The organism is Alteromonas sp. KUL150, from assembly GCF_009811475.1.
Lineage (GTDB): Bacteria > Pseudomonadota > Gammaproteobacteria > Enterobacterales > Alteromonadaceae > Alteromonas > Alteromonas gracilis.
On record NZ_BLIJ01000058.1, the window covers coordinates 12,870 to 28,235 of the forward strand.

The 15,366-nt window shown below is 45.0% G+C and carries 11 protein-coding genes; 8 read left to right on the forward strand and 3 right to left on the reverse strand.

What is annotated here, in order from left to right; all coding sequences use genetic code 11:
• Positions 1-4 precede the first annotated feature (4 nt).
• Together GVO62_RS13710 and hemB are read left to right on the forward strand one after the other, a co-directional pair.
• Complete coding sequence (locus GVO62_RS13710) at positions 5-1,903, forward strand: sensor domain-containing diguanylate cyclase (RefSeq protein WP_159119710.1); 1,899 nt, start codon at positions 5-7, stop codon at positions 1,901-1,903.
• Positions 1,900-2,898: a porphobilinogen synthase gene (gene hemB / locus GVO62_RS13715; protein WP_159119711.1), complete on the forward strand. Its 999-nt coding sequence runs from the start codon at positions 1,900-1,902 to the stop codon at positions 2,896-2,898. Before GVO62_RS13710 ends, hemB begins: the two co-directional genes overlap by 4 nt.
• Before the next feature lie 94 nt (positions 2,899-2,992).
• Here hemB and GVO62_RS13720 read toward each other — a convergent pair whose 3' ends face one another.
• Positions 2,993-4,504 carry a Ppx/GppA phosphatase family protein gene (locus GVO62_RS13720; protein ID WP_159119712.1) on the reverse strand — a complete coding sequence of 504 codons (1,512 nt, stop codon included), beginning with the start codon at positions 4,502-4,504 and terminating at the stop codon, positions 2,993-2,995.
• 51 nt (positions 4,505-4,555) lie between these two features.
• Entirely contained in the window at positions 4,556-5,842 is a 1,287-nt protein-coding gene (gene rhlB / locus GVO62_RS13725) for an ATP-dependent RNA helicase RhlB (protein WP_159119713.1), read from the reverse strand.
• Positions 5,843-5,942: 100 nt separating this feature from the next.
• On the opposite strand from rhlB, the gene trxA reads away from it, so the two are divergent.
• The 4 genes from trxA to GVO62_RS13745 all read left to right on the forward strand — a co-directional run bounded on the left by trxA (position 5,943) and on the right by GVO62_RS13745 (position 12,168).
• Entirely contained in the window at positions 5,943-6,269 is a 327-nt protein-coding gene (gene trxA, locus GVO62_RS13730; protein WP_044055842.1) for a thioredoxin TrxA, read from the forward strand.
• 268 nt (positions 6,270-6,537) lie between these two features.
• Positions 6,538-7,803 (forward strand): transcription termination factor Rho, encoded by a 1,266-nt coding sequence (rho, locus tag GVO62_RS13735; RefSeq protein WP_105930485.1) that lies wholly within the window; start codon positions 6,538-6,540, stop codon positions 7,801-7,803.
• 212 nt (positions 7,804-8,015) lie between these two features.
• On the forward strand, positions 8,016-9,314 hold the full coding sequence (locus GVO62_RS13740; protein ID WP_120963412.1) for an amidohydrolase: 1,299 nt from the start codon (positions 8,016-8,018) through the stop codon (positions 9,312-9,314).
• 22 nt (positions 9,315-9,336) lie between these two features.
• Positions 9,337-12,168, forward strand: coding sequence for an ATP-binding protein (locus tag GVO62_RS13745; RefSeq protein ID WP_159119714.1), 2,832 nt, complete (start codon positions 9,337-9,339; stop codon positions 12,166-12,168).
• Here the strand turns inward: GVO62_RS13745 and nhaA are convergent.
• Positions 12,130-13,407: a Na+/H+ antiporter NhaA gene (gene nhaA, locus GVO62_RS13750; RefSeq protein ID WP_159119715.1), complete on the reverse strand. Its 1,278-nt coding sequence runs from the start codon at positions 13,405-13,407 to the stop codon at positions 12,130-12,132. The two genes, GVO62_RS13745 and nhaA, sit on opposite strands and share 39 nt — an antisense overlap.
• Before the next feature lie 272 nt (positions 13,408-13,679).
• Between nhaA and purE the strand changes: the two genes are divergently transcribed.
• Positions 13,680-14,174: a 5-(carboxyamino)imidazole ribonucleotide mutase gene (gene purE, locus GVO62_RS13755; RefSeq protein ID WP_105930481.1), complete on the forward strand. Its 495-nt coding sequence runs from the start codon at positions 13,680-13,682 to the stop codon at positions 14,172-14,174.
• Complete coding sequence (locus GVO62_RS13760; RefSeq protein ID WP_159119716.1) at positions 14,171-15,307, forward strand: 5-(carboxyamino)imidazole ribonucleotide synthase; 1,137 nt, start codon at positions 14,171-14,173, stop codon at positions 15,305-15,307. Before purE ends, GVO62_RS13760 begins: the two co-directional genes overlap by 4 nt.
• Positions 15,308-15,366: the final 59 nt, after the last annotated feature.

Genomic DNA, 15,366 nt, shown 5'->3' on the forward strand with positions numbered 1-15,366 from the left:
TCATATGCAAACAAATCTTAAAGCCATGCGCAAATATGATGCGGGTCTCATATTTGTAACAATCGTTGCTGCTGTTGGCTTTATTTCTGTTCTACTAAGCCTTTCCCCAATAACAAATACTAATTCAAAGTACTCGCAACTAAGTTACCTCAAAGAGACGGAAGGTGAGGCGTTAAATTTCAGAACTGTAACCCAGAAATCATTAGATGAGTGGCAGTCGGTCTCGTCGCCCATTAATTTGGGAATGGATACAAAAGTGCACTGGTTTTCCATGATAGTGTCACCGACACAAAGTACGGGAAGTCGCTACTTGCTGCACATCGATTATCCGTTGATAGATCATCTCGATGTTGCCGTGTTTGGTCAGTTGGGTAGCTCGCCGGTGGTGACTTATGCTAGCGGGGATGCTGAACCGTTTGATAACCGACCTGTTTTACACGTTAAGCCACTGTTTCCGCTTCCCGAGAGTGCGCAATCGCAGCGGGTTATTATTCGGGTTCAAACTTCAGGCACTATTCGTTTGCCCATTAGGATATGGGAAGAAGCTGAGTTCATTTCATTTACTTCAAGTAGAAATCTTGCACTGGGTATTTTCTTTGGAATTTTGGTTGCAATGGGTGTTAGTAACGCCTTTCTTACGGTAACAACAAGCAACGTATCCTTTTTGTTCTACTCGGGCTACATCGTTAACTTAGCGCTAATACTGGCTACGCTTCACGGTTATGGGTTTGCATATTTGTGGTCAGGCAGTGCCCTGTTTCAATCGAAAGCTATTTTATTGTTCTCAAACGCCACTATTATGTTTGCCATGCTGTTTACTCGAAGTCTTTTGCCGATAAGCGTTTACAGTGGCAAAGTTGATAAGATAGTAAAAGCACTGAGCTGGGTTTATGGCATAAGTATAGTAACCAGCTTCTTTCTTCCTTATTCTTTAATGATAAAAGCCTTCTTACTATTACTTAGCTTTACTGTCATATTTATCATGTGGTTAGGCATTTGGTTAGCGTTGAAAGGCGTAGTTGTGGCACGTTATTTTACGATTGCGTGGGGTTTTTTATTAGTGAGCGGCTTAAGTGCAAGCCTCGACAATGTGAACCTCATTCAGCTCCCTATATCGTCTAACAACTTGCTGATTATCGGTGGTGCAGTAGAAACACTGATCTTGGCACTTATACTTGCTATTAACTATAGCCACAGCCGCGATGACTTGGTCGATGCGCAGCAATTTGCTCTTGAACAGGAAAAGCACGCCAATAGCGCCAAAGAAAACCTGATTGAAGCGCAAAAACGCCATCAAGAGGATCTCGAATATAAGGTTGAAGAGCGCACGTTAGAATTAGAGGTCACGCTACGTGAACTGTCTGAAGCTAATAATGAGCTTGAAAGGCTTAATGCTATTGACCCACTAACGGGGGCACATAATCGCAGGCATTTTGATAAACGACTACGTTCGGAAGGGCGGCGAAGCCGTCGTGAGCAAACCCCACTTTCCCTTATTATTATTGACGTCGATCACTTCAAAAGTATAAACGATAGATATGGGCATGACGGTGGCGATGAGTGTCTCAAGCACGTTACACGAGTGTTTCAAAATCACATCCATCGTCCAACAGATGACTTGTGTCGCATTGGGGGTGAAGAATTTGCGGTTATACTGCCTAATACCGGTATAGAGGGCGCGCTACACGTGGCTGAAAGTATGCGACGGGGCCTTGAATCTTCGCCTCTTGTGTACGGGAATGAGAGCATTCAATTAACGGCAAGTGCGGGCCTGTCGACCACTGTTATCGTGGATGAAGACCATGCACAGCGCTTGTTTAAGTTTGCCGATGAGCTTTTATATGAGGCGAAATCAGCAGGGCGCAATCGAGTAGAATATAAAACATTACAGGAAAAACTATGACATCTTCTTCTTTTCCCCACCGCAGAATGCGTAGACTTCGTGCAAAAGATGCATTGCGTGGGCTGGTTGCAGAGCATCGCTTAACCACAGACGACCTTATTTACCCTGTATTTGTATTACCAGGAAGTCAAAATCGAGAGGCGGTACCTTCAATGCCAGGCGTCGAGCGACTGTCTATTGATCTTCTTGTTGAAGAAGCGGCTAACTGGATAAAGCTGGGAATAAAAACACTTGCGCTATTTCCTGTAACGCCAATGACGCTTAAAACAGAATGCGCCAGTGAAGCATTTAATCCTGAAGGGCTGGCGCAACAAGCAATGAGGGCGCTCAAAAAGGCATTTCCAGATGTTATGCTAATGTCAGATATCGCCTTGGATCCGTTTACATCCCATGGTCAAGACGGGCTTTTGGACGAAAGTGGCTATGTGATGAATGATGAAACCGTTGATGTGTTAATCAAACAGGCGCTATCACACGCTGAAGCTGGAGCTGATATTGTGGCACCGTCAGATATGATGGACGGTCGTATTGGAAGTATACGAAAAGCACTTGAAGAGGCGGGGCATCTTAATACCTGTATTATGGCTTACTCGGCTAAATATGCATCAGCGTATTATGGCCCGTTTAGAGACGCCGTCGGCTCTGCGGCCAACATAAAAGGCGGCAATAAAAAAACATATCAAATGGACCCTGCCAATACTGATGAAGCGCTGCACGAAATTGCGCTAGACATTGAGGAAGGTGCAGACATGGTAATGGTAAAACCAGGCATGCCGTATCTTGACGTAGTTCGCCGGTGCAAAGATGAGTTTAAAGTACCGACCTTCGCTTATCAGGTTAGCGGCGAGTACGCTATGCATCAAGCTGCATTTGCTAACGGCTGGTTAAACGAAGAGGCTGTGGTGCTTGAGTCGTTACTTGCGTTTAAGCGAGCTGGCGCAGACGGTATTTTAACCTACTTTGCACCCAGAGCAGCGCAACTGCTTGCTAAATAATACGAGATATTTTTAAAGTACGATATCAAAGATAGAAAAGGCGTGCATGGCACGCCTTTTTTATGCTTTCTTCTTGTCACTAAAGCTATAGTGATTACTTACAAACTAGCTCAAAGCCAGCTTTGTGCTGAAGCCAACACTCATTCGCTAACTCTGCATTAATTAACGGGTGCGCCTTAAGCCAACCTTCGGGGAATGTTAGTGTCCACTTACTATCTTCACATGCCAGACTTACTTCTGGAATATGCTTGTTTTGACGTCGTAAACACAACACAACTGCGATGCGTAAAACCCGCAGCAGCCCTTTCAACATAGGTCGGTAATCTTCGTGGTACTTATCAAAAGCCTCGACACCCATTGTCAGGCGATGCTGAGCAACTAAATCTCTTATGGCGGCTCGTTGAAGTCGCGTAAAACCGGGCAAGTCAATGTAAGTAAGTATATACTCACCGTGCTCATGATGACGCTTATATTCGATGTGAAGGCCTATCTCGTGAAGCTGAGCGGCAGCCCCTAAAATAGTCTCTGTATCTAAATGGCAGATATTTTGTTGAGCACATAGCTGGTGACACAAGTTAATAGCAACATGCCGTACCGAATCCGCATGGCTTTTGTCGATGTGATAGCGCTGCTTAGTTTGATTAATGGTTTGCTGACGACGATCGTTCTCGGTCACGTTGTCTAGCATGCCATAAATAAGCCCTTCACGAAGCGCGCCACCAGAAATATTCATGTGTTCAATATGTAACGCTTCAAATAAGCTAATAAGGATAGCAAGCCCTGATGGAAAAATAGCTTTTCTGCTGTCTTCAAGACCGTCAATATTAAGTGACTTAATATCACCACAATCGATGCATTGCTTCTCTAGGTGATAGAGGTAGTCTAAGCGAATAGCGTCGCTGATACCCTGAGCCACTAAAATTTCAGTGATTGCTTGAGGCGTACCTGACGCGCCGAGGCAGTTCTCCCAATCGAAACACAAAAACGCATCAGACACGTGCGCTATCAATGCATGTGCGGCAGATTTAGCGTTTTCAAAGCACTCTTTTGATATCTCACCGCCGGTGAAATAGCGCTCCATGAACGTCACGCATCCCATATCCAAACTTTTCAGGTGGATAGGCTGCATGTCGTTACCAATAATAATTTCAGTGCTGGCGCCACCAATATCAATAACCAAGCTATTTCCTTGGTTCGCTGAAGTATAAGCTACGCCAAGATAAATTTGCCGAGCTTCTTCCTCACCACTTATTACTTCTAGCTTATGGTTTAGAATTTCTTCCGCTTTGGTAATAAACAAATGGGCATTAGTGGCAAGCCTCAATGTAGCGGTTGCCACTATTTTGATGTTTGAAGGGGGGATGTCTTGCAGGCGTTCCGAAAATACCTGCAGGCACTGCCAGCCGCGTTCCATACTAACGTCATCAAGTGCTAAATCATTGTCTAACCCCGCAGCTAGACGCACCTTCTGTTTAATCTTCCCTATTATTTGCACACTACCATTAACGACATGAACAATAACCATGTGAAAACTGTTAGAGCCTAAGTCTACGGCTGCATAATACTCACCGTAGGTTTGTGCATTGTGCTGGAGTTCTGCCTGCATAATATCTCGATTCTAATTAAATACCTTATGCCTTACGATTGCGATCTGTTATTACGCCCTATTGTTTCGATTTTGGGGCTTTCCACGGCCTCGAGTATTCCCGCGACGCGATGTGTTACGATTACTTGGTGCACGTCTTCTACGCGGTTTTGGCGGCGTAATATCTTCAAGAAGCGCACCGCGATCATAATCAGTCACAGGTATAGTCTGGTTAATGTATTGTTCAATTGCAGGTAAATTAAGCGCATATTTTTCGCAAGCAAAACTAATTGCGATACCGCTTTGTCCCGCACGCCCTGTACGACCTATACGGTGTACATAATCTTCGGCGTCATCAGGAAGATCGTAGTTAAAAACATGGGTAACGGCGTCGATGTGAAGACCTCTAGCCGCAACATCTGTCGCAACCAAAATATCCAGGTTACCCTTAGTGAAGTCTTCAAGTATTCCCAAGCGTTTCTTCTGCGGAACATCACCGCTGAGTAAGCCCACGCGGTGGCCATCAGCAGTTAACCAGTCAGTGACTTTTTCACAGCTGCTCTTAGTGTTGGCAAAGACAATTGCTTTTTCTGGCCACTCTTCTTCGATAAGAGTGAGAAGCAGCAACATTTTGTCATCGTCAGAAGGGTAGAACAATTCTTGCGATACACGGGTAGCGGTGGTTTGTTCGGGTGCCACTTGAACGTGAGTTGGATTATTCATGTGTTCATAAGCCAGCTCTTGCACGCGATAGCTAAGGGTAGCTGAAAACAGCATACTTAAGCGTTCGCTCGCAGGTGGCATACGACGGAATAAGAAACGAATATCTTTGATAAAACCTAAATCGAACATTCGATCGGCTTCATCTAGCACGGCAACCTGAATATTTTTCAGTGTAAACACGTTCTGTTTATAATAGTCCAGAATGCGTCCTGTCGTGCCGATAATAATATCCACCCCTTCTTCCAAAGTTTCACGTTGACTTTGGTAACCTTCGCCCCCATAAATCAAACCAAGCGACAATCCGGTGTGCTCACTAAGGAGCTTGGCGTCGTTGTAAATTTGAACGGCGAGTTCTCTGGTTGGCGCCATAATGATAGCGCGCGGGCCATTTGATTTGCTGTTGTCTACATTTTCTGCTTTGCTTAGCAAATAGTGAAATGTAGCCACCAAAAAGGCAATAGTTTTACCGGTTCCTGTTTGAGCCTGACCTGCAATGTCGTGTCCTTCTAATAATGGAGGCAGTGCAAGTGCTTGAATTGGTGTACAATGTGAAAAATTAGCTGCCGTTAAGGCGTCAACAACCTTGCCGTTAATCGGCAGGTCGGAAAAATGAGTATCAGTTAAGTGAGTAGGCATAGCTTATAGCTTATCAGTGCTTGCATTAAAAAACAGTTTCTATATAACACTTATGGTCGGGCTGAGACAAATCAGCGACAGACCAATAATGGAGAAAAGAATGAGCGACAAAATTATCCAGTTATCTGACGATAAATTCGAAGCAGATGTTATCAATGCTGAAGGTCCTGTACTGGTTGACTTCTGGGCCGAATGGTGTGGCCCGTGTAAAATGATCGCACCAATCTTAGAAGAAGTTGCGAACGAGTTTGAAGGCAAGTTAACAGTTGGCAAGTTGAATGTCGATGAAAATAACGAAACTCCACCTAAATATGGTATTCGTGGTATTCCTACATTGCTTCTTTTCAAAAATGGTAATGTTGCTGCAACGAAAGTTGGTGCCTTATCAAAAGCACAATTAACAGAGTTTCTAAACGAAAATCTTTAATTGAAAATAATAAAAACCGGTGCTAATAAGTGCCGGTTTTTATTCAAGTCACAGGTCCCAAAGCTCCATTCTAGGAGAAAGAGTTGCAATTTATTTAACATTTCGGTAGTAAAACGCTGGACGTTGTCTAAATATAGTGCTAACTTTTCTTCAGCGCTCATCCGAGCAGCATTCTGCTTACGCCCATATCCGGGTGATATCAAATCTAAACTAGAACAGAGTGACAATAAGTCCTGTAAGCGAAGTTCAAGCACAAAGACCCACCAGTATGAATTTAACTGAATTAAAGAACAAACCAATAAGCGAGTTGGTTAACCTGGCCGAGGAAATGGGCCTGGAAAACATGGCACGCGCCAGAAAACAAGACATCATTTTCTCGATCTTAAAGACGCACGCAAAAAGCGGTGAAGACATCTTTGGGGACGGGGTACTAGAAATTTTACAGGACGGTTTCGGCTTTCTACGCTCAGCTGATTCATCGTATCTAGCAGGTCCTGACGACATCTACGTGTCGCCAAGCCAAATCCGACGCTTTAACCTGCGCACCGGTGATACGATTGCAGGAAAAATACGTCCTCCTAAAGACAGTGAACGTTACTTCGCCCTTTTAAAAATCCGTGAAGTAAACTTCGACAAACCTGAAAACTCTCGTAATAAAATCCTCTTTGAAAACCTTACTCCTCTACATGCTGCAGACCGTTTGCGTATGGAGCGTGGTAACGGTTCAACAGAAGATATTACGGCGCGTGTTCTTGACTTGGCGTCTCCAATCGGTAAAGGCCAGCGCGGTCTTATCGTCGCGCCACCTAAAGCAGGTAAGACCCTTCTCCTTCAAAACATTGCCCAGTCGATTGCAGCGAATCACCCAGACTGTGAGCTGATGGTATTGCTTATTGACGAGCGTCCTGAAGAAGTTACCGAGATGCATCGCCTTGTTCAAGGTGAAGTGGTTGCATCAACGTTTGATGAACCAGCGAGCCGTCACGTACAAGTTGCCGAAATGGTTATTGAAAAGGCGAAGCGCTTAGTTGAGCACAAAAAGGACGTAGTTATTCTTCTTGACTCGATTACCCGTTTAGCCCGCGCTTATAACACGGTTATTCCTTCATCAGGGAAAGTACTTACCGGTGGTGTTGATGCAAATGCCCTTCACAAGCCTAAGCGCTTCTTCGGTGCTGCACGTAACGTTGAAGAAGGCGGTAGCTTAACGATTATCGCTACAGCGCTTATCGATACCGGCTCTAAAATGGATGAAGTTATCTACGAAGAGTTCAAAGGTACAGGTAACATGGAACTACACCTGAACCGCAAAATTGCGGAAAAGCGTGTCTTCCCAGCTATCGACTTCAACCGCTCTGGCACGCGTCGTGAAGAATTACTTACCACACAAGACGAGCTACAGAAAATGTGGATCCTACGCAAAATTGTTCATGAAATGTCAGAGATTGACGCCATGGACTTCCTCATTAGCAAACTGTCAATGACAAAGACTAATAATGAGTTTTTCGATGCTATGCGTAGACAAAAGAGCTAAGCAATTAATTGATAATTAAGTAGAAGGCGCCAACAGGCGCCTTTTTTATTGAACGATTTCAAAAAACCTCATTAATTATACTTTCGGCTAATATCTTCAATCTATTGAATCGGGTAGTTTCAACGCTCTATTTGTCCCAACAATAATAATTTCAGTGGTGTCTTCTTTCTGTAGATGAATTACTCTGTCTAAAAACACCAAAGGAAATAATTATGCATCGTAAATTGTTGTCACTTGCTTTTGTTGGGTTGGTTTGTGCGTCTGCGAACGCAACCAGCCAAATTAATGTTGATGAGCTGGCCGATAAAGTAGAGCCTGACGTTATCAAATGGCGTCATCACTTCCATGAATTTCCAGAGCTATCAAATCGAGAATTCAAAACCGCAGAGTATGTTGCTAACTATCTTAAAAGTTTGGGGTTAGATGTACAAACGGGCGTAGCTAAAACAGGCGTTGTGGCCATCTTAGACTCTGGAAATCCAGGCCCCGTTGTTGCCCTTCGTGCCGATATGGACGGGCTTCCAGTTAAAGAACAAAATGATTTAAGTTACCGTTCTACCCAAGTGGGTGAATATAACGGCAAAGAGGTCCCAGTGATGCACGCTTGTGGTCACGATACACACATGGCCATGCTAATGGGGGCAGCAAAAATACTCACTGACATGAAAGGTGAGTTAAAAGGTAAAGTGAAATTTATATTCCAGCCAGCCGAAGAAGGTGCGCCAGCAGGGGAAAAGGGTGGCGCTGAAGTGATGGTCGCCGAAGGGGTGCTTAAAAATCCAGACGTGGATGCTATCTTTGGTCTTCACATTAATGCCAATACCGACGTGGGTAAAGTGCGTTACAACGCGGGTGGTACTATGGCGGCGGTTGATCCGTTTAAAATTGTGATACACGGTAAACAAGCGCACGGTGCTTATCCTTGGAAGAGTGTGGACCCGGTAGTGACTGCCGCGCAAATGATCATGTCAATTCAAACCATTGTAAGCCGTGAGCTAAAACTCATTGATGACGCCGCTGTAGTTTCTATAGGCTCTATTCATGGCGGTAACCGCTCAAACATTATTCCCAATGAAGTAGAAATGGTCGGGACAATACGAACGCTTAACAAGGCAGCCCGAGAACACATCTATGAATCGCTTCCTCGTAAAGTAAAAGCGATAGCAGAGAGTATGGGGGCTGAGGCAGAACTTACTTTGCCGTTAGACTATTCTTATCCCATCACTTATAACGACCCAGAATTGACGCAGGCAATGTTACCAACAATGCAGCGCACCGCTGGTGCAGAAAATACCTTACTTTCTAAGCCCGTTACAGGCGCAGAGGACTTTTCTTTCTTTCAAGAACAAGTACCCGGCTTGTACGTGTGGGTAGGGGGGAAGCCTCTCGATGTATCTGAGAAAGACAGCCCTGCACACCATACCCCAGAGTTTTATGTCGATGATGCGGGAATGAAGTTAGGCGTTAAGCTACTAACCAATTTTACGTTAGACTACATGGCTCAACACTGAGTGCAATGGCCGGAGGCATGCGTTGAAATCAGGTAGTATCAATTCACACTCTTTGTCATGGTCTCTGGCCCTACAGGCTGTAGTTGCCTGCGTACTTGGTTACGGAATAAATAGCTTTGCTGCGCCTTTTGACAGTGCAGGCATAGCCGTCTTTGGAGTGGGCGTTGCGGTTTACGCTTCACTTCGATTCCCACCTGTTTTTTCAATTCCTCTTGCGCTAATCATTAGCATTCCACTATGGCTAGAACACGGCAGTATTGTAGGTAAAGAAAGCCTTACTTTATTGCCCATCGTAATCAGTTTTTTCGGGTATAACAAATCACTCAAGCAAGTAATAAAAATTGGGGCAGGCTTCTGGTCTATTGTCTTTTTACCGATATTACTGCTTGAACATTCATTGCATAATGGCGACAACGTAAATATGTTGTTTTCCGGCGTACTGGTAACGTGGGTAAGCGGTGTATTTGGTTTGATAACGGGTCACTTTGCTTATTTAGCAATTCATGGATTAAAGCGGCAAACATCCGGTGAATCCCAACGAGTGACGCTTCACTTCCTATTTAGCTACTTTTTTTCCGGCTGCTTCTTTGTGGCTTCAATGGCAGTAATCTATCTGTCCGTAAGCTTATTTCAGCATCAACAAGAACAACAAATTCGTAATTACATGGCCCAGCGGGTCAATGTGTTAGCGTTCCAACTCTCTAACTTTATCAAACAGCATCAAAACGCAGTCACCAGTACTGCTCAACTTCTTTCCAGTGATGCAGTGGAAGCAAGCTTCGATGATGCGGCGTCTACCTCACTTGAGGTTCTGGCGTCTCACAACCCCGAATTTTTGACGTTTCTTATCGCGGATAAAAGCGGCGATATAACCCATGCTTACCCTTCTGGCATGCTCGAAAAAGCACACCGAAACGGCGTGCCTAATGTTGCTTATCGGCCTTATTTTTACGAAGTGATGCAATCGGGTAAGACATATTTATCTAATGTGTTTCAGGGAAGAGGGTTTGGCAACGATCCTATTGTGGCGTTATCGGCGCCAATTTTGGATAAAGAGGGCTTACCAAAAGGAATTGTAGAGGGGTCGCTTTCTCTAAAAAGCTTTGCCGCTATTGACCGTTTAAGCTTAAACGGCTTTGCAATGCTTATTGAAGATCAAAAAGGTGATGTTATCTATGCATCTCAAGCCCTTGATTTAAAGCCTTTATCCAAAGGACCCGTTTACGCCTGTGAACCTCAATGCGGTGTTGAAATTGAAAACGGTGTGCAGGGGAAAACGTGGTTAAGGCTCACTGAAAATATGTCATTCGCCAATTGGAGAGTGAGCTATTACTTCGACAAACGATTGTTACTCATATCAATGAGCAACTACTTACTAAAAGATTTGTTGTTGCTCTTGGCTCTCTCCGCGTTTGGGACATTCACTGGGTACGTCGTGGCCAAAATGGTGGGCGCCCCTATTCGCCGTCTTGTTCGTTACATCGCCGATTTTGACCCGTCGAATAAAGACATTGCTGAAGCGCCTCAGCGCGCACTTCACATCCAAGAACTCTCGTCATTAAGCGATGAGTTTATGAGTTTAGAGTCTCGTCTTAGGGGGGCATTTGCTGAGCTTAAAGATGCAAGAAAAGCAGAGCAAATGTTAAACGTTGAGCTCGGAGAGCTAAATCAATCGTTAGAATCGCGAATAACGGAAAAAACGGAGCACTTAGAATACGCGCTTAAAAGGGCTGAGGCTGCTAACGTAGCCAAAACTCAATTTCTTGCGAATATGAGTCATGAAATAAGAACACCGATGAACGGCATTATTGGATCATGCGAGCTTATGCTTGATAGTGATTTGCCTGAACATGTCCGCGCCCGCGCTCAAGTGATTTCACGCTCGGCAGCCAACTTGTTAATGATTCTAGATAGCATATTAGACTGGTCGAAGATCGACTCAGGTAAGATGCAAATTGATATACAAAGCTGTGTGTTGCGTGAGCTACTCGACGCATCCTGCGAGCTTTATCGCTCGACAGCAGCTGCAAAGGGATACGACATTCAGCTGCAAATAGAAAATTATGTGCCGGCCGTGCTTAACCTCGATGCTGGCAAGCTAAGCCAAATTCTTAATAATTTGTTAAGTAATGCCATCAAATTTACCCGTGAAGGTGAGGTATTGGTAAGCGTGAGTTACGGAAGTAATGCGCTTAATATTGCCGTTACCGACACCGGAATTGGCATCCCTCCAGAGAAGCTAGACCTTATTTTTGAGCAATTCGAGCAAGCTGATGCGAGCACAACAAGGCACTTTGGTGGAACGGGGTTAGGCTTGCCTATAACAAAGGGGCTGGTTGAGTTGCTGAACGGACAACTGGACGTTGAAAGTGAAATAGGCAAGGGAACGAGCTTCAAGCTAGTCATGCCTGCTTCGGTAGGAGAAATGGACCTAAGCAGCACGCTAAAGAATAGCGAAGCAACTCCGGTTGCGCTACCGCCTGGCTTGCGGATACTCCTTGCCGAGGACAATGATATCAACGCAGAGATAGTGATGGATATGCTAAAGGCTTCAAAGGTCAAATGCATTAGAACAAGAAACGGTGAGGACACCGTAATTGCAGAGCGCAAGCACGACTTTGATGTCATTTTAATGGATTGTCAGATGCCGATAATGGATGGGTATGCCGCCGCTGAAATTATTAGGCGAGAAGGCAGAAACAAAGACAGCCTCATTATTATCGCGCTAACTGCAAATGTGTTTGCTGAAGACAAAAATGCCTGCTTAGCAGCAGGCATGAATGCGCATCTGAGCAAACCTATTCGTAAACAGGTACTATTTGACTGTATTTCCAGTCAGCTTGCTCGCGTTTGAGGCAACATCAGTGTTGTCACCATCCGGTGTTTCACTCACTAAGCGAAGCACAACATAGCCGAGTAATGCTGATACCAGAGAGCCTGCCAGAATCCCTACACGTTCGTCAAAGATTTGGTTTATGCCTGTTTGTGCGAAGGCAAGACCACCAATAAATAAACTCATAGTGAAGCCTACCCCGCAGAGCAAAGCGCAGCCATAAATGTGCTTAAAATTAAGGTCCGCCGGCAGTTTAGCTAGGTTAAGTTTTACCATCAAATAACAGAAGCCAAAGACGCCTATTTGTTTCCCGATGACTAGCCCCAAAAAGATTCCGAACGTGACGGGGTGAAAAATACCCTCTGGGCTAATGTTGCCAAAACTGATCCCAGCGTTGGCAAATGCAAATAATGGGAGTATTGCGAAGCTCACTGAGCCGTTAAGGCCGTGTTCCAGTCGGGTGACAGGAGAGTATGATTCATCTTTCTGGTCTCGCATAGGAATGAAAGCGGCCAGCACGACACCAGCAAGGGTAGCGTGTACGCCAGACTTAAGCATAGCAACCCACAAAACAATGCCAACAAGGACATATGCTGGAATGTCGACAACATTTCGTTTATTCATCTGCCACAGCAACAGCAAACATCCCGCCGCAATAGCGAGCGCTCCAGTGGTTATATTCTCGGTGTAGAATAGCGCGATGATAATGATAGCACCGATGTCATCTATAATCGCAAGGGTTACAAGAAATACCTTAAGACTGGTAGGCACCCGACTACCTAACAACGCGAGAATGCCTAGCGCAAAGGCGATATCTGTTGCAGCAGGGATTGCCCAGCCTGCTATCGCGACCGGGTTGTCATAATTTATGCCTACATAAATGAGCGCCGGCAGCGCCATTCCACCAATGGCTCCCGCAGCGGGTAAAATTATATCTTTTGGGTTTGCTAATTCACCTTCACATACTTCCCGTTTAAGCTCTAAGCCAACATGGAAAAAGAAGATGGCCATAAAGCCATCGTTTATCCAGAGCAACAGGGGTTTATCGATAGCCCAACTTCCCGCTGAAATCTGTACAGGCATACTAATTAGCTTGTCGTACATAAAATCTAAAGGAGAATTGGCGATAATAAGCGCCAAAAGCGTAGCCCCCATAAGCAAAATGCCAGGCGCAGCTTCTCTATTCAGGAAATCAGATACCACATCTTGTACTTCTTCGATAACATCATCGAGTACATCGTTTTCATGCTTATCTGTCATTAATAACCTCTAATGCCTTGCTACTAAGTTCAAAAAAAGGTTGGCGACCTTCTTAACCCGTGCAATTCAGGCTAGTTTAAGCGTATAAATTAATTATAGTTAATACGGGCTCCCTCACCGTGAAAGATCACCTAAACGAGTTTTAAACTCATGTTGGCGTTTTGCTGCTGACACTTTGTTTGGCGGTATTTGCGGTGGGATTTTAAACTGTTTTAGGCTACAATCGCCGGCTTTCCAAGGTTGACCATTTTACCTACCTCGAGGATCTCTAGATGGCAAAAGTCGCGATTGTAATGGGTTCAACTTCAGACTGGCCTACTATGCAGCAGGCCGCAAAGATGCTGAAGTCGTTTGGTGTTGAATTTGAAGCGAAGGTGGTGTCGGCGCATCGCACACCTAACTTGCTAGTAGAGTTTGCAGAAAATGCTGCTGATGAAGGTTTCAGCGCAATCATTGCTGGCGCAGGTGGCGCAGCTCACTTACCGGGCATGATTGCCGCACATACGCATTTACCTGTGTTCGGGTGCCCAGTTAAATCAAAAGCATTAAATGGGTTAGATTCACTTCTCTCAATTGTTCAAATGCCCAAGGGCGTTGCGGTAGGTACATTGGCTATCGGTGAGGCGGGAGCCGCTAATGCAGGTCTTCTGGCAGCGCAAGTAGTTGCACTTCAAGAAGAAAGTGTACGTGATGCGGTTATTGCTTTTAGAAAATCTCAAACCGAAACCGTTCTAGCGTCAAGCAACACATTGGAGTTAGATGAATGAGAGTAGTCGTTTACGGCGCAGGCCAACTTGCTCAAATGATGTACCTAGCGGGAAGTCCACTAGGTATTGAAGTTCAAGCTGTGGACGTAAACAACGATTCCGTTGTACATCCAGTTAGCAAAACACCACTCGATTTATCGCTTGCTCAAGCGCTAGAAGATGCAGACGCGTTGACGGTAGAGTTTGAGCATGTGCCTGAAAGACTGCTCGAAGATGCGGCTAAGACGAATAAGTTGATGCCCAATATTGACAGTATTCTTGTCGGCGCAGACCGCGTTCGCGAAAAAAAGTTACTTGAAAGCATGCAGGTGGCGAATTGCGAACATCAGATTGTGACAGACCTTGCTCAGCTAGATGATTGCATTAAGCAGCTTGGTTCTAAGCTTATTCTTAAAGCAAGTCGTGATGGATACGACGGTTACGGTCAGTGGCGACTAAGTGATGAAGCCGATTTGCCAGCGCTGAAAAATTCTCTTCAAGGGTTAGACTTAGAAACCGTTCCGCTTGTTGTTGAAAAAATGGTGGATTTCGATAGAGAGCTATCGCTTATTGGCGTGCGCAATGCGAATGGCGATGTTAGAACCTATCCACTTGCTGAAAACTTACATCATCAAGGCCAACTGCATGTATCTGTTGCGCCGGCAACACATGTCGATGAAGCGTTGCAAACGCAAGCGCACGACATATTCGTGAAGCTGGCAGAAGGGATGGATTATGTGGGCGTACTTGCCGTGGAATTATTCCAAGTAGGCAACAGGCTATTAGTGAATGAACTAGCCCCTCGTGTGCACAATTCTGGCCATTGGAGTCAGTCTGGTGCGGTCACAAGTCAGTTCGAGAATCATCTACGCGCTGTTTGTGGTTTGCCGCTAGGCGATACTTCAGCTATTGGTCCAAGCGCCATGGTTAATATCATCGGTTGCAGCAGCTTCTCAAGAGACCTTCTCAGTATTGATGGTAGCCACCTTAACTGGTACGGAAAGTCTGTGCGTGAAAAGCGTAAAATGGGTCACATTAATGTCACCACCAACAGCTACGAAAGTTTAGGTGAAAAGCTCATGGCATTGAGTAAATATTTGCCACTTGAGTACTTCCCGAAATTAGTTGGTGAAGCAACGCGATTAAAAGGTTGACACCCACGCGTTTATCGCTAGAATACGCATCCGCTGTCTAGGCAGCGGTTTTAAAAAGT